Here is a 20,544-nt window from a genome sequence, read left to right on the forward strand (position 1 = left end):
CGCCCACTCTCTGTACGTACTGTAGGTAGAGAGCCTCGATGCCAAGAATCATCAAACCCCATAAGGAGACACCAACCATGAATTCAGCCCATCCTGCCGTCACGGCAGTGACCCAACACCCGGCCTATCAAGAGCTGCTTCGAAAACGCAACCGCATGAGCCTGATCTTCTTTGGTCTGACCGTGATTGTGTACGCCGGCTTTATTCTGACACTGGCTTTTGACCCCGAGCTTTTCAGCCGTCCCGTCGGCTCCATGACAATGACGATTGGCGTGCTGAGCGCCGCCATTGTGCTGCTCAGCGCGGTTGTTCTGGTGTCCCTGTTCGTCTACATCTCCAACAAGGTCTATGACCCCCTGCTGGCGCAAATCATGAGGGACGTGACATGAAAACCTTACTCATGAGCTTGGGCCTGTTCAGCTTGGCCAGCAGCCATGCAATGGCCGCCTCGCCCGGTCAGGCCAATACCTCTGCCATTGTCATGTTCCTGATCTTCATTGCCGGGACCATGGCCATTACCTGGTGGGCCGCACGACGCACCCGCACCACATCAGACTTTTATACCGCGGGCGGTGGCCTGACCGGCTTTCAGAACGGACTGGCGATTGCCGGGGATTATCTGTCCGCCGCCTCTTTTCTGGGGATTGCGGGCATGGTGTACGTCAGCGGCTTTGACGGCATGATCTATGCCATCGGCTTTATGTTTGGCTGGCCGGTCGTCATGTTTCTGATTGCCGAGCGACTGCGCAATCTGGGCCGCTACAACTTTGCCGACGTGACCTCGTTTCGTCTGTCCCAAAATCCCATGCGCATTCTGGCGGCCAGCGCATCCTTGCTGATTATTGCCCTGTACCTGATCGCACAAATGGTGGGGGCTGGCAAACTGATCGTGCTGCTGTTCGGGCTGGACTACAACGTGGCGGTGGTCATTGTCGGTTCGCTGATGATGATTTACGTGACCTTTGGCGGCATGACCGCCACGACCTGGGTACAGATCATCAAGGCCGTACTGATGCTGGTTGGCGCCACTTTGATGACGGTTCTGGTGCTGGCTGCTTTCCATTGGGACGTGGATACCATGCTGGCGAAGGCCGTTGCCACTCACCCGACCGGCCATGCCATTCTGGAGCCGGGCGCGGCGGTCAGCCGCAACCCACTTAACGTGCTGTCCCTGGGCATTGCCTTGGCCTTTGGTACAGCCGGCCTGCCGCATATCCTGATGCGCTTTTTCACCGTGGCCGACGCCAAGGAAGCCCGTAAATCGGTGATTTATGCCAGCAGCTTCATTGGCTACTTCTACCTGCTGACCTTCATCATCGGCTTTGGCGCCATTGCCTTGCTGGTCAGACACCCCGAGTACTTCCATACCGGCCCTGACGGTTCCTTCAATATGTTGACCGACCTGATTGGCGGCACCAATATGGTCGCGGTCCACCTGGCCAATGCTGTCGGTGGCAACCTGCTGCTGGGCTTTCTGGCCGCCGTCACTTTCGCCACCATTGTCGCCGTGGTGGCCGGCCTGGCGCTGGCGGGCGCTGCCGCGATTTCGCATGACTTGTACGCCAACGTCATTGCCAAGGGACGAGCCACCGAGAAAGACCAGATGCGCATTTCGCGCATCTCCACCGTGGTCTTGGGCGTACTGGCCATTTTGCTGGGCATCATTTTTGAAAACCAGAACGTGGCCTTTATGGTGGGGTTGGCCTTTGCGATTGCGGCCAGCGCCAACTTCCCGGTTCTGGTGTTGTCGATCGCCTGGCGTGGCTGCACCACCCGTGGCGCCACCATTGGCGGCTTTCTGGGGCTGGTCACCGCCACCGCATGGGTCGTTTTGAGCAGCACCGTCTGGGTAGATGTCTTCGGATTTGCCGAGCCTATCACCCCTTTCCCCAACCCAGGCATTTTGTCCATCCCGCTGGCCTTCTTCTCGATCTGGCTGTTCTCAACACTGGATAACAGCGCACGCGCAGTCAAAGAGCGCGCCGCGTTCGAGGCCCTGACCGTACGCAGTCAAACCGGTATTGGGGCTGCCAGCGCCAGCGCTCACTAAGGCTTTGACGCTGATTCAGTCAGCATGCAAGAAAAAACAGGGCATTTCGGTGCCCTGTTTTTACGGATACACAGCTCATCCGGGCGGGCATCCTTGCAGATACTTGAACATGGCATAATCCCCACATGAATGAACTGCTCATTGCGGACGATCACCCGCTATTTCGGGAAGCGTTACGAGGTGTCGTAGCCAGTCTGTTTCCCGGCACGGCCATCTACGAAGCGGATCGCATCTCCAATCTATATCCGCTGGTCGACGACCATCCTGACGCCGATTTGCTCTTGCTGGACCTGGATATACCTGGGGCAATCGGCTTCAGTGCACTGGTCCATTTGCGTGCGACCTACCCCTGCCTGCCCATCATTCTGGTCACGGCCCATGAAGAGGCCCGCTTCATGCGCCGCGCCATGGATCACGGCGCCATGGGCTTCATTCCCAAATCCATTGATGCGCAAACGCTGGGTATCGCCCTGCAAGTCGTTCTGGATGGCGGCACCTGGCTGCCGGAAATCGGTTCTTCCGCCCCCGGCATCAGCCTGGACGAGCGTGAAGTCGCCGCGAAGTTGCGCGAGCTGACCCCTCAGCAATTTCGCGTACTGCAAATGCTCAGCACCGGGCAACTGAACAAACAGATCGCCTACGAGCTCAATGTCTCGGAGGCCACCATCAAAGCACACATGACGGCCATTTTGCGCAAGCTGGGTGCTTCCAATCGCACCCAGGCCGTCTTGATGGCCAGCCATCTTGGCCTGAACCAGGACGAATCCCAGGACGCTAATACGTTTTAATTTGCGCGGTCAAAAAAGCTCGCAGCGAAGCGGGCTTTACCGGCTTGGTCAACACCAGATAGCCATATTGTCGAGCTGCTGCTTTCAGTTCATCACTCCCATCCGCCGTCAACAACGCGCCTTGCGCATGAGGCAAATGCAGGCGCAACAATTGCAGTGCCTGCAAACCGTCCAGCCGATCATGCAAGTGATAATCCACCAGCAAGACATCGGGGTTCAAGGAGATGGTCTCCAAAGCACGATCTACCGTATTGGCGGTAATGATTTGCGCTCCCCAGCGGCCCAGCAGCACTTCCATGCCCGCGATAATATCCAGATCATTGTCCAGACACAGCACTCGCAAGCCCTTTAACGGCAAGCCATCGGCAGGCTTGCTGGAATCGTTACTTGGGTGACTGCTGGCTTGCGTCGCGTGGCTCAAGGGAACGCGAATGGAGAACATGCTGCCGCGCCCCACCTCGGATCGCACATCCAGCGTGTGCCCCAGCAAGACCGCAATACGCTGGCAAATGGACAGGCCCAATCCCAGGCCCCGGCCATCCCAGTCGAAGGCTTGCTCGTAACGATGGAACTCCGCATAAATCTGCTGAATATGATGCGGCGGAATGCCCTGGCCTGAATCCCAGACCTGGAACTCCAGCTCTTCGCCCCGAACCCGCACGCCAAACACCACCCGGCCTTCCTGTGTGTAGCGCAAGGCATTGGCCAGAAAATTCTGCAGCACCCGCCGCAGCAGGCGATGATCGCTATACACCGACAAAGGACGGGCGTGAATCCGCAATTGAATGCCGCGCCGAGCCGCCATGGGCGCATATTGATCCGCCAGATGCTGCAACAAGTGCTGAACATTGATCACCCCCAGATCGGGCTTCAAGGCTCCGGCATCCAGACGGGAAATATCCAGCAGACCCTCCAGCAATTCCTCCGCGGTACGCAAAGATGTATCGACGCGCTCGGCCAGATTGGGCATTTCGGCAAGATCGTGTGTATCGCGCAAGGCCGAAGCAAACAGACGTGCGGCGTTAATCGGTTGCAGGACATCGTGGCTGACAGCCGTCAAGAAACGGGTTCGGGACTCCTGAGCTTTTTCCGCCTCTTGCGTACGCACGGCGACGCGCTGCTCCAGACTGTCATTCATCTCCCGCAACTCACGCTCGACCCGCTTGTAATGGGTGATGTCGCTATAGCTGGTGACATAGCCGCCGCCGGGCAGGGGCCGGCCTCGCAGTTCGATCACTTGCCGGTCATTGAGCATGCGTTGGGTCACATAAGAGGAACCCTCGCGCATAAACTGAATCCGGCGAGCAATGGCCTGTTCCACCCCGATGCTCTCTACGCCATCGACCTTACCCCGTTCGGCATTAAAGCGAATCAGGTCGGCTACGGACCGTCCCACATACAACATACTGGGCGGGTAATCGAATAACTGCTGGTAGCGCTGGTTCCAGGCGACCAGACGCATATCTGCATCGACCACACTGACGCCCTGATCAATATTTTCCAGCGTCGCCAACAAGATATCCCGATTAAAACGCAACTCCTGACCGGCCTCATCCAGCACGGCCATGATAGCGGCCACCTCCATGCCTGAACCGCGCAAGGCACTGGTCAAAACCAGACGAGCCGAGGCCGCCCCCACCGCTGCCGCCAACAACAGTTCCGTGAAATGCACCCAGGCGCTATCTGCCCGCAGTCCCGGCTCCAGCGGCTGTTTCATTTGCCGTGCCTGGGTCTCAAACGCCCGCCTTGCCATTTTTTTACCAACAATCCGTTCAGCCAACACCTGCAGATCCTGCACCGACAAATCCCCATAAGCATGACGAGCTGCCAGGGTTTGCCGCTCCGCATAGGGATTCAGGAAAGGCTCGGCGCGCAGGCGCTCGCCCAGGCCCGGCCGCCGGCGCCAGGACACCCACAAGAATGCGCTGATATTGCATAGCAGGGACCAGAAAGTGCCGTGGGTTAAGGGGTCCCACCCTTCAACGCCAAACAGATGATAAGGTCGTAGCCAGGCCAATCCCCAGGGCCCCTGGTGCAGCCAGTCATCCGCCAACCATCCCACCTCGGCCAAGGTAGGCAACAGCAAGGTATAGACCCAGATGGCAAAGCCCAGCAAAAGCCCCGCCTCCACGCCCTGTCGGCTGGCTCCTCGCCAATACAGCCCTCCTATCAGGCCAGGCCCGAACTGGGCGACCGCCACAAACGCCATCAAGCCATAGGCCGCCAAGGTCGTATCGCTGCCGCTAAGCATGTAATAGCCGTAAGCCACGCCGGCCAGCACCATAATGGCGACACGCCGAATCCAAAGAACCGTAGAAGCCACTGTGCTTTGCTGATACTGCGCCCAGCCACGACGCAGCAGCAAGGGCATCACCAGATCATTGCTCACCATGGTCGAGAGCGCCACACTGGTCACGATGACCATGCCTGTCGCCGCCGAGAAACCACCGATATACACCATCAGGGCCAGTCCCACCTGGTTTTGCGACAAGGGCAAGGCGAGCACAAAACTATCCGGCGCCACCCCCTGGGCTCCAGTACCAAACAAGCTGACCCCGGCCGCGGCAATCGGCAAGACCATAAGACTGACCACGATCAGGTAGGCTCCAAACAGCCAGCGTGCGCGCCGTATGTCCACCACGTCTCCACACTCCACAATAGCCACATGGAACTGCCGGGGCAGGCAAATGATCGCCGCAAATGCCAACAGGGTTTGACCGACGAATCCCACCGGTGGACTGTTTTCGAACAAGGTGCTGACCGCCCCCACCATATCGAGCTCCGTGTGGGCAAACCAGCGCACCGCAAACAGGCCTACCGCGAGCAAAGCCACCAGTTTGACCACCGACTCAAACGCCACGGCCAGCATCAGACCCGGTCTGTGCTCGGTGGCATCGACTTGCCGCGTTCCGAACAAAATGGAAAACAGGGCCATCAGGATCGCCACGTACAGGGCCGGGTCGCCCAACAGGCCTGCATGAAACTCGGTCCCGGCCAGCACGCTCAGACTTAGGGCCACCGCCTTGTACTGCAGGGCCAAGTACGGCACGGCCGCCACCACGGCAATACCTGCCACCATCGCCGCCAGACGTTGAGAGCGTCCGTAACGACTGGCCATAAAGTCCGCAATGGACACGGTATTTTGGGATTGGGCGACCAGCGCCAGACGTTCGATGATTCGCCAGCCAAACAGCAGCATCATTATCGGGCCCAGATAAATAGGCAGAAAACCGATGCCGTACCGGACCGCCGACCCTACCGCGCCGTAAAACGTCCACGAGGAACAGTACACCGCCAAAGCCAGGCTATAGACCATGGGCCGCAGCCAGGGGCGCTGGGTATACAAGGGGTTTCTATCCCCGAACCAGGCAATCGCAAACAAAATCGCAGCGTAAATCAAGGAAGCCAACACCACCCAAGCCGGCGTCATCTGCACTGTCTCCTACTTTGGTATAACGCGATGATTTTTCTCGCGATTGTGAGTAATACTAAGGCAGTTCCGGCGGGATCTGCTCATGGAAAGCTAGGGCTTATCACCTATACCCAATTTGATTTTCAAGGCGGTTTTCCTGGGGCAAGCAGCAGCATCATGAGCCATGGGTAACGATCACCCCACCGGCCAAGCAGCCCGGCACGATGCCTGTTTCCTTGTCGTCATGCCGTATCAAACGACCGCAACACAACGATGCGCATACGGCATGCAAACCAGCGCGGCATCACCTGTTCGGACGAGGATTTTTCGTTCGACATCCCAAGAAGAAATAGAGCATTTGCAATCCAGGGGCCTGTCCCGCGGCCTGCAACTCATCTATCACTGGCAAACGAAAACGCCCCGACAAAAAAACTATCTCTCATCGTCACCGCGGGGCACCTTAAAGGAGGCAATATGAACCATTCCACATTGAATTTTGATCGCTACCCACAGCAACCGCACGGTGGAACGCTGGTCAACCAGGTCGTCCCGCAAGATCGCGTCAAGAACGAGATTGAACGTGCGCGCTCCCTGCCCAGCATCCGCGTGGATCTGGAGGCGGTGATCACCATAGAGATGATCGCCACGGGTGTGCTGTCCCCCAACAAAGGCTTCATGAACGAGGCCGACTACAACTCCGTGCTCAAAGAGGGTCGTTTGAGTAATGGTGTGGTGTGGCCTGTGCCGCTGAGCTTCGCCCCGATTGGCGATCGCAACCGCGACATTATTAAAAGACTTTCGGTCGGCTCTGAAGTGGCGCTGACCAATAGCGACAACGAGCCGGTAGCCATCCTGAGCGTCGAGGACATCTTCTCCTACGACAAAGAGCAACGCGCCCAGCAACTGTTTGGCACCACGGACAGAAACCATCCCGGCGTGGACTCCATTTACCGGCGCATGGGCGACGTGTCCCTGGGTGGCACCTTGCACCTGCTGCAGCGTGTGGACTGGGGCCCGTTCGAGAAGCTGCGGCGCGAACCCAAAGACACCTGGCGCCTGTTCTACGAAGACAAGAAATTCAATTCCGTGGCCGGCTTTATCACCGGCGCGAACCCGCTGCACCGGGGCCATGAATACATACACCGCAATGCGCTGGAAGGGATTGATGGCCTGTTCCTGCAGCCATTGGTGGAAATGGCCAAGCGTGAGTACGTGCGCCATGAGTTCCGCATGATGGCCTACCGGAATGTGCTGGATACCTACTATCCCAAAGACCGCGCCATCCTCTCGCCGCTGCGCGTCACCTATATTTTTGCCGGTCCGCGCGAAACCATTTTGCATGCCCTGATCATGAAGAACTATGGGTGTACGCATGCGCTGATTGGCCGCGATCACGCCGGCATTGGCAGCTACTACGACAAGTACGCCAGCCACAGCATTTTTGACCAGTTCAGTCCGCAGGAAATGGGCATTGATGTGCGTCTGTTTCACGAGGTGTTCTATTGCACGCGCTGCGCCTGCCACGCCACTTCCGAAACCTGTCCACATGACGAGCGCTTCAGACTGACCATCTCCGGCACCGGCATTCGCGAGATGCTGCGTCACGGCATCATGCCGCCCAAAGAGATCTGCCGCCCCGAATCCATTTTGCCCGCCATGCAGGGTGTTCAACCCAAAGGGCTATGCGAACAAGGGGAAGCCATCCAGCCCGTGGGCAAGCTGATCCAGAGCATGTTTCCCTACTACACGCACTATACGCGTCTGGGCGGGGCCAAGCGCAGCGAACCCCTGGACCCGACCCAACTGACGGTGCGCGATCTGGAAATAGCCAACCACGATGTGCGGCATCACGCTGCCGATATCTACAACGGGGTGTACACCGAATACAGTGCCGTCATGGATCACAACCGCAGCATGCAGGCCGCCTGGATTGAGGACGCACGCGCTGCCCTGCGCCTGCAACAGGAACGTCTGATCGGCGACCTGGAAGAAAAACAGCAGCAGGCGCCGGAGGAAGCCTCGGACGAATTCATGTACCAGGATAAACACGAAGTCGTGCGGGAGCTGCATTCCGCCCGCAGCCTGCTCGATGATATTCCGGCGGTGATCTCTGCCAAGCAGCTCAGCATACGTACCTGGAACGTACTGCCCTATCAGCGCTATCGTGGCGCCGATAAAGAATAGGACAGTCTGCGTCCCATACACGGCTTTGCACGGATGCCAGCCCGGCCAAACACCCCAGAAAAACCCGGGCACAGCCTGCCCGGTCAGGGGGTGCCCATCCCGTGACGAAGCGTTCAAGGACTTGGGTCGGTTCAACGCAGGTGTATTGCCGGCACAAAAAAAATCCCCTGATCGACACACGATCAGGGGTTTTTTCCATTGCATAGTTTGCCCGTCGTCAGACCCTAACGGTACAGAACCGTCTTAGCAGACCTCTTCCAGCTTGACTTCATTGACCGGCACCAGACGGCGGTAGAACGTTGGCAGTGCAAACAAGGCGCCATGCACATCGGCATTGTAAAACTGCAGCGAATCCTGATTATCGCGGCTCATGCGCTGCTGTAGACGATCCTGGATCTGCTCGGCAGAGAAAGCACGAGGGTTCAGTTCGTCAGATGCAATCGCCAGCCCCCAGTACGAGCCGTAAAGCGGAATATGCAGACCATAAGCATGAACCTGAGCAAATACGCTGGCGAGCGAGTGGCTCAGGTCTTGGACCTGCTGGCTTTCATGGAACGGCGATCCCAGATGCAGTACCAAGGCTCCACCACTGGCCAACGCACCTTTGCAGGACTCAAAGAATGCTGTTGTGTACAAGGGGCCTGCCGGTGTTTCCGGATCGGTCAGATCCAGATAGATCAGATCAAACCGGTCCTGGGTATTAGCCAAGAACTGAGCGCCGTCTTCAATCTGAATCCGTACCCGCGGGTTGTCAAACGCCCCCTTGTGAATGGACTGCAGGTGCTCACGAGCCACCTCGATTACCTCGCCATCCAGCTCCACCAAAGAGACATGCTCCAGGCTGGGGTATTTCAGCAGCTCTTCCAATGCGCCGCCATCACCGCCACCCACGATCAGGGCGCGACGGGGTTCAGGGTGTGCCATGGCGGCCGGGTGGATCAGGCCCTCATGGTAGAAAAATTCCTCGGCCTCGGACGTCATCATGCAGCCATCCAGACGCAAGGTGGTACCCAGGGTTTCGGAACGCAGCAGCTCCAGGCGCTGAAAGGCGGTCTGGCGCTCGAGCAGGCGCTCGGTAAAGCGAAAGCCATACAGGGCGTCTTTGTTCAGGTTTTCAGTCAGCAGCTCGCCCGCATGAGCCGGGCCATCCGCTTCACCACGCCACAAACGGTTGCGCTGGGCTTGGCCTGGCTTGAAAGCCTGTTCAATCCCGTTAATTAGACGGGTCGCCTTGCCGGAGTTGTCCTGCATGAAGTTGCAGACATAAACGTCCAGCGTCACGCCACCCCGCTCGGGCCAGGTATGAATGGCCAAATGAGACTCGGCCAGCAACAGGACGCCGGTTACTCCGCCGGGCTGCCCCTCGAACTCGGGAAATGCCTGCCACTCCTCACCCACGATCGTCAGCCCAGCATCAACAGTTTGCTGGCGGCAAAAATCAGCCAGTTTCTGGGCATCGATCAGCAGCTCGGGGCTGCATGCACATTGGTAAAGGTCTGCGGTCAAGTGCAAGCCTTGCATAATCGTGTGCTCCTTTAACGGATTTTGCGCTCCCTACCAACGAGATGACCGCAACGTAAAAACTGTAAAGCGAGGTGCACCTGGAATGGCGATCACCTCGCTTCATCGAAAAGAGCGCAAATTGTACCTTATATCAAACTTAAATATATGAAAATAACCCTATTTTAGAGAAGATTAAGGTATATACGCTGCGGAAGGCAGCAGAACCAACTCCATGACCAAATGAGCCCCGGGACCGGGGCGCTCCTTGAAATAGACTCGGCCACCATGATGCCGCAGCACTGATCGCAAGATAGACAGGCCGAGCCCACTGCCTTGCACCTGCTGACCGGGTAGACGAAAGAACTTGTCAAAGACTTTCTCTTTATAGAGTGGGTCAATGCCCGGCCCCTGGTCCAGCACTTCAATACAGGCCCATCCGGGTTCTCCAACTTGCAAACGCACGGTCACCATCGTATCGGGGGCGGAATACTTAAGCGCGTTCTCCAGGGCATTGCGCAAACCCACCTGCAAAGGAACCATATCCACACGAGCCCATAAGCCATGCGAAGGCAGCTCCAGACGCAGGCGGTGGCGCTGATCGTGAAAAGCACGCAGACTCAAACGCAACACGGCCCGTAAATCTGCTTCGCGCCACTCTTTGCCGTCGCCTGCCTCATACTCCAGACGGTTCAGGCGCGCCAGATCATTAAGCAGCACATCCACACCGCGAACTTTTTCATGTAATTGTGTGTAAATTTTGTTGGTTCGCGCCGTGGGCGGAGTTTCCAGCTGCAGCAACTGGATATAGCCGCTAATGGCGGCCAAGGGAGAGCGTATTTCATGGGCTGCCACCGCAAAACAGTCCGCACGCTCCCGCTCCTGCTGCACTTTGGCACTGACATCGCGAATCATCAGCAAGGTAGCCTTATCCGGCGCAGGCGCGGCGTAAGCATGAAACTCCAAGGCCCGTACCTGCTCCCCTTCCCCGTCTTGATGAAGATAAAAAAAAGGATTCTGAATCCGTTGAATTACCCGGCTAATGCCGGGCAACAGATAGGTCAAGTCCACCCGCAAACTTTTTTCCAGTCCCTGAAAAAAATCGAACAAGTCAGAGACCCCCTTTTTGATATCCGCCTGATCGAGCAAATCGCGCATGGCCCGATTGCTACCTTCTATATGTCCACAGGAGTCAAACATAATGACCGCGTCGGGCAAGGCATCGAGCATCTGTTCAGAGCGGCGTACTCTTGTATAAGCAAGCCGGGGCCGTACGGGTACCGCCGTTTTGCTAAACGAGCGGTGCCCGATCAAAAAACTCGCAAATAGTGTGAGCAACAATCCAATCCCCTATTTCCGTCCCAAAACAAGCACTGCGCCTGCCTCAGTGCATTTGTCATCACCATGCAGCAAAAAAGCAGGTCCAAGCCAGGAGCCAGACATTTTTTCGATGGGATGAGTGACATGCCGATGCTTTCGTGTCGGCCAAGGTGAAATTAACGATTAAGCGCCTAATAACTTTAATTTATGACAATTAAGCGCGACGATGGGAAAGGTATCTGTATTTTTAAAAAGATCGGCACCAGACGAACCCGTCCTACTGCTCAGAAACGTAAACAGCCGTACCATAAGGCGCATAAAATTTCTTTGAGAAAAACAGCAGTCTTGGACAAAATATCGCCCTATTTATTTCATAAACACTGATTAGAATCAAGGTTAGCATCCAAAATAAATGCTAGGGTGCTCACACCCTCTTGGGCTGCTCTCCTGCGGCCAGCTACGCGCTGGAACCCAATCACTGCGTCACACTCCAAGTGTGTTCAGCGGCCCACACTGGGTTCGTCCGGTAACACGACAGCGCAAGGGTTACGCGTAAAATCAGCAAGGCGAGTCCAGGTTCACAGGCCCGCCAGATTGAAGTGGCTCCCTGAAGAAGCATGAACATCTGAAAAACGGAGATATTAGAAGCGTGTGTGTCGAATACTCTGCCTATCACTTGGCATGAACAGGCCCCTTACCATTGCCATTATTAGTATTTTTCTACTTACTAATATCGTCTCTACACTCTGCATTGCTACATCGGGGCGCATTGTCTGGACTGCCCCGGTCTGGCCTGCTTTCAATTATTTGACTCCATGAACGACGCCGTTTACTCCACTCGGCAGGCTGCTGATTTACTGGGTGTGTCTGTACGCACCGTACAACTTTGGGTAGAAGCCGGGACCCTGAAGGCCTGGAAAACCCAAGGCGGGCACCGACGCATTGACCGTGCGTCCGTACAAGCCGTCTTGCAAGAGCGACAGGGGCACACCGGGGTGCAAGCCGCCGATCCCCCACTCTCCCCCGATGCACCCGCTTGCAGCGGTGAGCCGTGCTTGCGTGTGCTGGTCGTTGAAGACGACCCGGATTTGCTGGCGATTTACCGTATGGCTATGGAGCATCTGCCCTTTCCGATCGAACTACGTTGTGAGCAAGACGGACTAAAGGGTCTGATCGCCGCCGGCAACTTTCATCCCGATGTTCTGATTGTGGATTTGAATCTGCCCAAGCTCGATGGGTTTGCCATGCTCAAAGCCCTGGCAGACGCTCGTGAAACCGAACACACCCAGATCTATGTCATTTCCGCTTTGAGTGCGGCTGACATCCATGCCCGCGGGGGTCTGCCCAGCAACGCGACCGCTTTGTCCAAGCCCATCCCTATTGCCTTGCTGCTGCAGCTGCTCAGCGAAGCCTTCCACGCCCAGTATCTGCCATCCTGACCGCACGCCCTTCCCGGCACCCACACAGATCATTTATTTCAATTTCTATCGTTTTATGGTGAAAAACCTCATTTAATTATCATTTTTTTATTTTTTGACATAGAAAATGATTCAAATGATACTATTCACAAAAAAACGCAACAAGAAATTGATCAGTTCCATCTGGAGTCTGTTTCTGATCCAAAAGTGCAAGGGGGAAGGCCATGCGCAAGAATCTGCCCGTTACCGGCATCGAGACCGAGTTGCTGGACGAACAGTACCTGATTTCCAAGACCGATCTGGCGGGACGCATTGTTTATGCAAACCCGGCATTTGTGGAAGTCAGCGGTTTCAGTCGGCAAGAACTCATCGGTGCTCCGCACAACATCGTGCGCCATCCTGACATGCCTGCCGAAGTCTTTGCCGACTTATGGCATACGCTCAAGCAACGGCGCTCGTGGGTGGGGATCGTCAAGAATCGCCGTAAAGATGGTGGTTTTTACTGGGTCATGGCCCATGCCAGTCCGATTATTGAACAAGGTGAATTGACCGGCTTTGCTTCAGTGCGCGTGCGAGCCAAATCTCAGGATATTCAAACGGCTGAGCAGTTTTACCAGGAGTTGCGTCAAGGTCGCCTCGGTTCGCGAGCCTTGCGTGCTGGCCAGATCGTCGCCCGCAGTTGGCGGCGCCCTTTTGCCGCCCTTCGTTTCCTGGGTGGCCCCAGTCTGCTGGCGGCGTTCTTACGTAAAGGCCTGTTGAATCTGGGCATTACCGGCACCATCATCGCCATGATCCTGAATACGGAGATGCCTGAGCGCAGCATGTTTCTGTTGGCCGGTGCACTAGGTGCAGGAACCTTGGTGATCCTGGGCTACCAGGCGCTTTTGATGCGGCGCGTTCTGGGCTCATTCAGAACCGCCACCCACATTGCCCAACAGATTGCCGCAGGCAACCTGACCGTCAATACGCGTGGGCCCGAGGTCAGCAAGCTCGAAACACTGGGGCAAAACCTGGATTTGATGCGCAAAAGCCTGATGAGCATCAGCACGGATGTCGACAACAGTTGTGCAAACAATCAGCAAGTGGCCCGGCAACTGTCCGACAACAGCACCTTGCTGGAGGCCCGCACGCACGAGCAGGCCGCGTCCATACAAGAGACCACGGCCAGCATGAGCTCCTTTGGTCAAACTGTTTTGCAGACAGCGGAAAACGCTAAAGCCAGCCATGAGCTGGCCAGCCGCAGCGCTGATATTGCCAGTCGCGGCAACGAGGCGGTACAGAAGGTGACCGTGTCCATGCAGCAGATTCTGGAGAGCTCGCAACATATTGGCACGATCGTGGCGATGATCAACAACATCGCCTTTCAAACCAACATCCTGTCGATCAATGCCTCTATTGAATCGGCCCGAGCTGGCGAGGCCGGCAAAGGCTTTGCGGTGGTTGCCTCAGCAGTGCGCTCGCTGGCCCAGCAAGCGGCACAAGCGGCTGATGAGATCAAGCAACTGGTGACGCAAACCCAGGCTTTGAGTGCTGAAGGTGCAGACCATGCCGCCCATGCGGGCCAGACCATGCAGGAAATTCTGACCTCTGTGTCCGAGGTCGCCCATTTAATGGGCGAGATTTCAGCCGCCACCGGCGAGCAAAGTATCGGTCTGGGCCAACTGACTCAGGCCTTGCGGCAGGTGGACCAAATTACCAGCGATAATGCCGTGCTGGTCCAGGATCTGAGTGAAACCGCCCGGGAATTAAACCTGAACGGCGCCGAGCTGCAGGAAGCCATCAGCGTTCTGAATCATGGTGACAAGGAAAAGCCTCACCATGCCCCTGTTCCCGCCCATTCCCGTGCTCTGGCACCCGTTGTCACCTTGGAAAGCGCTCGTCGCCAGCCCGTTTCCCCAGGCCGGCCACGACAGCGGGCATCAGGGACCTAGCTGGCCTGGAAACCCAGGCTTTCTACTCCGCCCAGCAAGGCTACCAGGCCCAACACAGCAAAGATACAGGCGGCAATCCGGTGCACCAGTTGAGTAGGCAAACGGCGGGCGATGCGCTCGCCAAACAGAACAGCAGGCGCATTGGCCAGCATCATGCCCAAGGTCGTCCCGAGCACAACCCACCAGAACTGCTGATATTGAGCCGCCAAGGCAACCGTAGCGATCTGGGTTTTATCGCCCATCTCGGCCAGAAAAAAGGTAATCAAGGTCGTTCCAAACACGCCAAACCGTGTCCGTGTCGCTTCAGCGTCATCGATCTTGTCGGGGATCAGAATCCAGATGGCCATGGCAAGAAAGGAAATGCCCAGCACCCAGCGCAATACGTTCGGGTCCAACAGCGCAGGAACCCAGGTTCCAATGGCACCTGCCAAACCGTGATTGACAAGGGTTGCGATGAAAATGGCGAGAATGATGGGCCAAGGGCGTTTGTAGCGGGCCGCAAGAACAAAGGCAAGTAACTGGGTTTTGTCCCCAATTTCTGCCAAGGCAACCACACCCGTGGAGATAAACAACGCTTCCATAACAACTCCTGGCCGGATAAGAGACAGATGACCACAAACCCCCCCGGCCAAACGCGAAGGTCTATGGTCAAAAGTCTTGCCAGGCTAAGTTGCTACCAGCGCCATGACCTTGTGTAGGTCAAGTATGTTGACGCTGATCTTCGATAAGTCGAAGCGGCTACTCCCTAATGACGAAGCGCATCGTAGCCCAGATTATCGTCCCTGTCCAATTGAAGCGTTTCAACGTAGACACAGTACACTTGCTGATTTACACCTACGCACTCCAAGCATGACTGTCCAAACCCCAGCATCTGCCCGATCCGACGCCTATCAGCGCTCCGTATTGCTGTATTTGTTGTTTATGGTGTTGCTGTGGACCATTTTGATGGCCATCAGCCACAAAGCACCAGACCTGGACGGCATGGAAGAGCTGGTCTGGTCGGCCAGCTTCGAGCTGGGCTACCTGAAACACCCCCCCTTACCCTCCTGGGTGATGGCAGCCTTGACCAGTGTGGTCGGGCGCCCTGCCTGGCTGAGCTTCGCCGCCGGCATGAGCGCTTCTGTTCTGGGTCTGTGGTTCATCTGGAAACTGGCCTGCGAGTTTCTGAACCCCGAGCGCGCTTTTATGGTGCTGCTCATCAGCTCGGTCAGCATCTACTTTTCTTTGCGCGGAACCATTTTCAATCACAACACCGCTCAACTATGGTCCGTCACCGCAGCCACCTGGTTTTTCTATCGGGCGGGGCGAGACCAGAGACCGGCTGACTGGTTATGGCTAGGTGCCGTCGCGGCCCTGTCTACGGTCACCAAGTACAGTGCCGTTATTTTGTTCACGGCATTTTTCCTGTATTTTTTGCGCAGCGGTATGTGGCGACAGCGGCAGACCTGGGCAGGACTGGGTCTGGCTCTGCTCGCCTATGTGGTGGTGCTCTCCCCCCATTTGTACTGGTTATTCAAGAATGACTTCGCGCCGTTTCGCTATATGGACGGCTCCTTGGAGACCCACACCCGCTGGGAAGCCTACAAGGAATTACTCTCCTTCTGCCTGGATCAGCTCGGTCGGCTCAGCCCCATGCTGGTCGCCATGATTGCCCTGGGCATCTGGAATCGCCGTGATCAAAAACAGCGGAGCTCGTCTGATCCTGGCCTGCCAGGCACGCCGTCTTACGCTGTCGATATTTCCCAGCGTGACAAACAGTTTTTGCTGTGGGTAGGTCTGACACCGTTTGTCAGCACGGTTCTGGTTTCGGCCGTCCTGGGGACACGTCTGGTCGCCTCCTGGGCCACGACCTTTTTTGTCTTGTACGGTTTTTTCGCCTTGTGGTTCATGCGCGGCAAGGACAAGGTCCAATTGCGGCGGGTCGCCATTATTGTGATCGTGCTGCAGATTTTGCTGGCATCCGGCTACGCGCTGGCCCGAGGCCCGCTGGCCTGGTACAAAGGCCGGGATTCACGCTCTACCTTTCCGGGTCCTGAAATATCTGCCCAAATGCAGGCCATCTGGAACGAACATATGCCCGGCATCCCTCTGAAAGTCGTGGTTGCCGACACGTGGCTGGGCGGAAATATTGCGGTCCATGCCGGACAGGACGTGATGGTCTTCATTGATGCCGATCCCGCCGCCTCGCCCTGGCTGACCCTGCCTCGGGACATGGCGTGTGGGGCCCTCGTCGTGTACAGCCTGCAAACCCGCGGACAGCCACCGGCAGCCTTGCTCAAGCTATACGAGCAGGCCCCCATCAAAGGGCTGGCGCAACAGCGTTGGTCGTCCGAGCGCAGTCCCATGATCGACCTGAACTGGGCCATTGTGCCTGCCCAACCCAGCTGCCACTTGAGCACCCCCAAGCGGTAAGTCTGTCAAATCTGGGGATGATGCACCGGCAGTTGCTCACCCAGGTAATCCAGGAAATGCCGTACCGCCGGGGCCATGCCCCGGCGGGAGGCAAATACGGCATGAATAATGCCCGGCAATGGCGCCCACTGGGGCAGAACCTGCACCAAACGCCCGGCCTGCAAGGCCTCGCAACACATATAGTCGGGCAAAATGCCCACGCCTATTCCCTGCTCCACCCCCTCGCGCAAGGTGAGCAAATCGGAAGCCATGTAACGGGGCCGATGCGTTATCGTCAGACTGGCGCCATCAGGACCATACAGCTCCCATTCATTCTGACCTTGCCGGGCCGACATCGCGACTGTGGGCAACTTGAGTAGATCTGTCGGCCCACGCACCGGCTCAAAAAGCGCCAGCAACGCAGGCTGAGCAACCAGAATGGAGCCGGTCTCCCCCAGACGTTTGACGATATAGCTGGCGCTGTCGCTCAAGGTGCTGCGCACCCGCAAAGCCACATCGATACCATCGGCTACCGGGTCCACCACGCGATTGCTGACCTCCACCTCCAGCTCGACCTGGGGGTAGCGAACCAGAAACTGCGCAAACACCGTCGACAGCACCGTATGTGCCAGGGTAACCGGGCAACTGATCCGCAAGAGCCCGCGTGGCTCCTGCTGCACCTGCGCGACGGCCGCATAGGCGGCTTCGGCCTCATCTCGCATGGCCTGACAATGGCGCAAGAACACCTCGCCGGCCGGGGTCAGCGACAGGCTACGAGTCGTGCGTTGCAACAAGCGCACGCCCACCTCGGCCTCCAGACGGCTCAGGCGCCGCGATACACGCGACGGGGGCATGCCCAGGTGCCGGGCAGCCGCGCTAAAGCCGCCCCGTTGCACCACTTCGGTGAACAGCACCATGTCATTTAAGTCATACATACAGGATAGTTTTCCAGGATTACAGACAAAAGTAGAATAATCTTTCTCAGAAAAGCCGGCTTATCAAAGGCAGGGTCATCCAACATAATGACAAGCATTCCTTCATCGCTTTGGATTCCAACATTATGAAACTGCTACACGTAGACTCCAGCATCACCGGCGCCCACTCCGTTTCCCGCGAACTTTCCCAATTTGTGGTGGATCAGTTGCGCCAGCAAAATGAGCAGGTAGAAGTGGAGCATGTGGATCTGGCCCTGAACCCTCCTCCTCACTTCTCGGCTGATTCACTGGGAATGCGCCTGGGCCTGGACCCTGCCACCCTGACCGAACGTCAGCGCGCCGAGAACGCGATCACCGAACAATACCTGAGCCAGTTCCTGGCCTCGGATGTGGTTGTGATTGGCGCCCCCTTCTACAACTTCACCATTCCCAGCCAGCTTAAAGCCTGGATGGATCGCCTGGCCCAGGCAGGTCGCACCTTCCGCTACACCAGCAATGGCCCAGAAGGTCTGGCGGGTAACAAAACGGTTTATCTGGTCTTGAGCCGTGGCGGCATCTACTCCGAGTCGGAGCAGGGCCAGGCCATGGAACACCAGGAAAGCTACCTGCGTGTGATGTTTGGCTTCATGGGTGTGACAGATCTGCGCATCGTGTACGCAGAAGGTCTGGGCAAGGCTCCGGAGCTGCGAGAGCAGATTATAGAAAACGCCAAAGCCAGTGTCAGCGCCTTGCTGGAAAAGAGTACGGCTTAAAAACAAACGCGGTCCAAGCCAATAGGACCGCCACAGGGCATCGCCCGGAAACGGGGGCTTGTTTCACCCCCCAAAGTTCAGGCTAACCCGACCCATTGCCAGACGGCGACCCCAGTCCCGTCTGGCTTTGTTTTTATAGCGTCTGGCCTTTTGTCACAGTCCTGCTTTGTGTCTCTAGCGTCCAGCCTATTGATCCGTCTCCGGCGCACCACCCAGGTCATCGTAGGCTGGCGCCCACAAAAAAAGGGCCTGTGAAGGGCCCTTTTTCCAAGCGAGAACGTCCAGGCTGAAGCCAAAGCGCCAGCGCCCAGACTGGCACTGCGCTACTCGTCCGTTTCCAGCCAGTGGCCCAGGCGCAAGCGCTTGGTGTTCAGATAACTGGCATTAAAAGGATTGCCTTCAATTTGATGTGGCACACGCTCGACCACATCAATCCCGATTTCCTGCAGGGTTTTCACCTTGCGGGGATTATTGGTCATCAAACGTAGTTTCTGGATGCCCACATGGGACAGCATATCCTTGCAAATATCGTAGCGACGCATATCGGCCGGAAAGCCCAGTTTTTCATTGGCCTCGACCGTATCCGCCCCCTGATCCTGCAGGTTATAGGCGCGAATCTTGTTAACCAGTCCAATACCGCGCCCTTCCTGGCGCAGATACATCAAGGCGCCACGGCCTGCAGTGGCAATCCGTTCCAAAGCCAACTGCAACTGCGGCCCGCAATCACAGCGCAAGCTGAACAAGGCATCGCCCGTCAGGCATTCGGAGTGGACACGGGCCAGGACGGGTTCGCCATCGGCTACATCGCCCAGGGTTAACAAGACATGTTCTTTTTGGTTACTACGCTCAACAAACACATGAATCTGAAAAACAGCCCAAGGTGTTGGCAAACGGCTGGAACTGACATAGTCCAATAAATCGCCGGGTTTGGCCTGCGGGGCGGCAAGCGTGGAGCCCGATTCTGATACCAGTGCGGCATCCGGGATGGATTGCATAATAAGTCTCTGCTGCAACGAAGAAATGCGGCTGAACCCCATACAGGGCAACTTATCAATCATAGCCCAATTCAGCCTGTTTCTTTATGTCTTTGACTCGATGCTTTTCAGGACTAATCGAGCCTGTTTACCCAGGAGATCACAAAGCAAGACTGACCTTATGTGCCTATCCTTATAGCGAAAAGTTCTGCGATCCGGTATTCTACGCAGCATGTAAATACATAAAATGTTATGAAACTTACAAATACAGATGATCTATGGCGCTTTGTGTTGCTCGCCTAGCCCGGATCATCCTCAACCGTGATCGATCATGCCCGCCTCTACGGTCTTTATTCGCCATGTTGTGATTGGGCTGACCTTAGCCCTGCAACCGTTTGTCGCCCATAGCGCGGCAAGCCAGACCTGGCCGCAACCGCCTTCGCAATTGAGCCTGGACAGCCCCTACGGAACATTGCATGTCAGTCAAAGCGACTATATTTATGAGGCCCAGTTGCAACTGGACGCTCAGATCATCGCCCCTGAACTCAAAGGCCTGATCAATATCCCCTACGCGTTCCGACAGCCAAACGAGCAAACCGCGCTGATCTCAGTCGACAAGGGCCTGGGGGGCTGCTCCATCAACTACCACTGGGTGACCGTCTCACCCAAGGGCTACAACGTCTCGCCTGCCTTTGGTTCCTGCAGTGCGCAAATACGGGTTCGCAATCATGGTCGCACCTTGATCATGGAAACCCCCAATCAAGATACTCCCGGCGTCATCGACGAGTATCGCTACGACGGTCGCAAAATCAGCTTGCGCAAACGTCGTCAGCCCAAACCCTAAAGCAGGCGGCGGGGTCACGCAGATTTCAGAGCAACACTGACTATA

General features: G+C 56.7%; 15 protein-coding genes and 1 riboswitch. Of the genes, 9 read left to right on the plus strand and 6 right to left on the minus strand.

Annotation, left to right across the window (positions count from 1 at the left end; genetic code table 11):
* The first annotated feature begins 77 nt into the window (after positions 1-77).
* From RSQ48_RS11170 to RSQ48_RS11180, 3 genes are all read left to right on the plus strand, one after another.
* Complete coding sequence (locus RSQ48_RS11170; protein ID WP_240208545.1) at positions 78-389, plus strand: DUF485 domain-containing protein; 312 nt, start codon at positions 78-80, stop codon at positions 387-389.
* Positions 386-2,050, plus strand: coding sequence for a cation acetate symporter (locus RSQ48_RS11175; RefSeq protein ID WP_003802942.1), 1,665 nt, complete (start codon positions 386-388; stop codon positions 2,048-2,050). The genes RSQ48_RS11170 and RSQ48_RS11175 overlap by 4 nt, the downstream gene beginning before the upstream one ends.
* A 125-nt stretch (positions 2,051-2,175) precedes the next feature.
* A complete protein-coding gene (locus tag RSQ48_RS11180; protein ID WP_003802940.1) occupies positions 2,176-2,838 on the plus strand; it encodes a response regulator transcription factor in 663 nt (220 codons plus the stop codon).
* On the opposite strand, the gene RSQ48_RS11185 is transcribed toward RSQ48_RS11180, so the two are convergent.
* Complete coding sequence (locus tag RSQ48_RS11185) at positions 2,825-6,268, minus strand: NahK/ErcS family hybrid sensor histidine kinase/response regulator (RefSeq protein WP_415301799.1); 3,444 nt, start codon at positions 6,266-6,268, stop codon at positions 2,825-2,827. The two genes, RSQ48_RS11180 and RSQ48_RS11185, sit on opposite strands and share 14 nt — an antisense overlap.
* Before the next feature lie 456 nt (positions 6,269-6,724).
* Here RSQ48_RS11185 and RSQ48_RS11190 point away from each other — a divergent pair, with 456 nt between their 5' ends.
* Positions 6,725-8,434 carry a sulfate adenylyltransferase gene (locus tag RSQ48_RS11190; RefSeq protein WP_131070706.1) on the plus strand — a complete coding sequence of 570 codons (1,710 nt, stop codon included), beginning with the start codon at positions 6,725-6,727 and terminating at the stop codon, positions 8,432-8,434.
* A gap of 243 nt (positions 8,435-8,677) precedes the next feature.
* On the opposite strand, the gene speE is transcribed toward RSQ48_RS11190, so the two are convergent.
* Entirely contained in the window at positions 8,678-9,955 is a 1,278-nt protein-coding gene (gene speE, locus RSQ48_RS11195; RefSeq protein ID WP_003802934.1) for a polyamine aminopropyltransferase, read from the minus strand.
* 174 nt (positions 9,956-10,129) lie between these two features.
* Positions 10,130-11,134: a sensor histidine kinase gene (locus tag RSQ48_RS11200; protein WP_230406176.1), complete on the minus strand. Its 1,005-nt coding sequence runs from the start codon at positions 11,132-11,134 to the stop codon at positions 10,130-10,132.
* Between the two features lie 935 nt (positions 11,135-12,069).
* On the opposite strand from RSQ48_RS11200, the gene RSQ48_RS11205 reads away from it, so the two are divergent.
* Together RSQ48_RS11205 and RSQ48_RS11210 are read left to right on the plus strand one after the other, a co-directional pair.
* Entirely contained in the window at positions 12,070-12,693 is a 624-nt protein-coding gene (locus tag RSQ48_RS11205) for a helix-turn-helix domain-containing protein (protein ID WP_003802931.1), read from the plus strand.
* 203 nt (positions 12,694-12,896) lie between these two features.
* Positions 12,897-14,603 (plus strand): methyl-accepting chemotaxis protein, encoded by a 1,707-nt coding sequence (locus RSQ48_RS11210; protein WP_415301800.1) that lies wholly within the window; start codon positions 12,897-12,899, stop codon positions 14,601-14,603.
* Here RSQ48_RS11210 and RSQ48_RS11215 read toward each other — a convergent pair.
* Positions 14,600-15,184, minus strand: coding sequence for a TMEM165/GDT1 family protein (locus RSQ48_RS11215; RefSeq protein WP_415301801.1), 585 nt, complete (start codon positions 15,182-15,184; stop codon positions 14,600-14,602). The genes RSQ48_RS11210 and RSQ48_RS11215 overlap by 4 nt on opposite strands.
* A 1-nt stretch (position 15,185) precedes the next feature.
* Positions 15,186-15,362, minus strand: a riboswitch (yybP-ykoY riboswitch).
* 90 nt (positions 15,363-15,452) lie between these two features.
* On the opposite strand from RSQ48_RS11215, the gene RSQ48_RS11220 reads away from it, so the two are divergent.
* The gene (locus RSQ48_RS11220) at positions 15,453-17,015 is read left to right on the plus strand and encodes a glycosyltransferase family 39 protein (RefSeq protein WP_003802925.1); all 1,563 of its coding nucleotides are present in this window, start codon (positions 15,453-15,455) and stop codon (positions 17,013-17,015) included.
* A gap of 5 nt (positions 17,016-17,020) precedes the next feature.
* Here the strand turns inward: RSQ48_RS11220 and RSQ48_RS11225 are convergent, their stop codons facing one another.
* Positions 17,021-17,929 (minus strand): LysR family transcriptional regulator, encoded by a 909-nt coding sequence (locus RSQ48_RS11225; protein ID WP_003802924.1) that lies wholly within the window; start codon positions 17,927-17,929, stop codon positions 17,021-17,023.
* 125 nt (positions 17,930-18,054) lie between these two features.
* Between RSQ48_RS11225 and RSQ48_RS11230 the strand changes: the two genes are divergently transcribed.
* Positions 18,055-18,681 (plus strand): FMN-dependent NADH-azoreductase, encoded by a 627-nt coding sequence (locus tag RSQ48_RS11230; RefSeq protein WP_003802922.1) that lies wholly within the window; start codon positions 18,055-18,057, stop codon positions 18,679-18,681.
* 323 nt (positions 18,682-19,004) lie between these two features.
* On the opposite strand, the gene ribA is transcribed toward RSQ48_RS11230, so the two are convergent.
* The gene (ribA, locus tag RSQ48_RS11235) at positions 19,005-19,676 is read right to left on the minus strand and encodes a GTP cyclohydrolase II (protein ID WP_003802920.1); all 672 of its coding nucleotides are present in this window, start codon (positions 19,674-19,676) and stop codon (positions 19,005-19,007) included.
* Between the two features lie 310 nt (positions 19,677-19,986).
* Between ribA and RSQ48_RS11240 the strand changes: the two genes are divergently transcribed.
* On the plus strand, positions 19,987-20,499 hold the full coding sequence (locus tag RSQ48_RS11240) for a hypothetical protein (protein WP_003802918.1): 513 nt from the start codon (positions 19,987-19,989) through the stop codon (positions 20,497-20,499).
* The last annotated feature ends 45 nt before the right edge of the window (positions 20,500-20,544 follow it).

Source organism: Alcaligenes sp. SJTW-7 (genome assembly GCF_047716895.1).
Taxonomy (GTDB): Bacteria; Pseudomonadota; Gammaproteobacteria; order Burkholderiales; family Burkholderiaceae_B; genus Alcaligenes; species Alcaligenes ammonioxydans.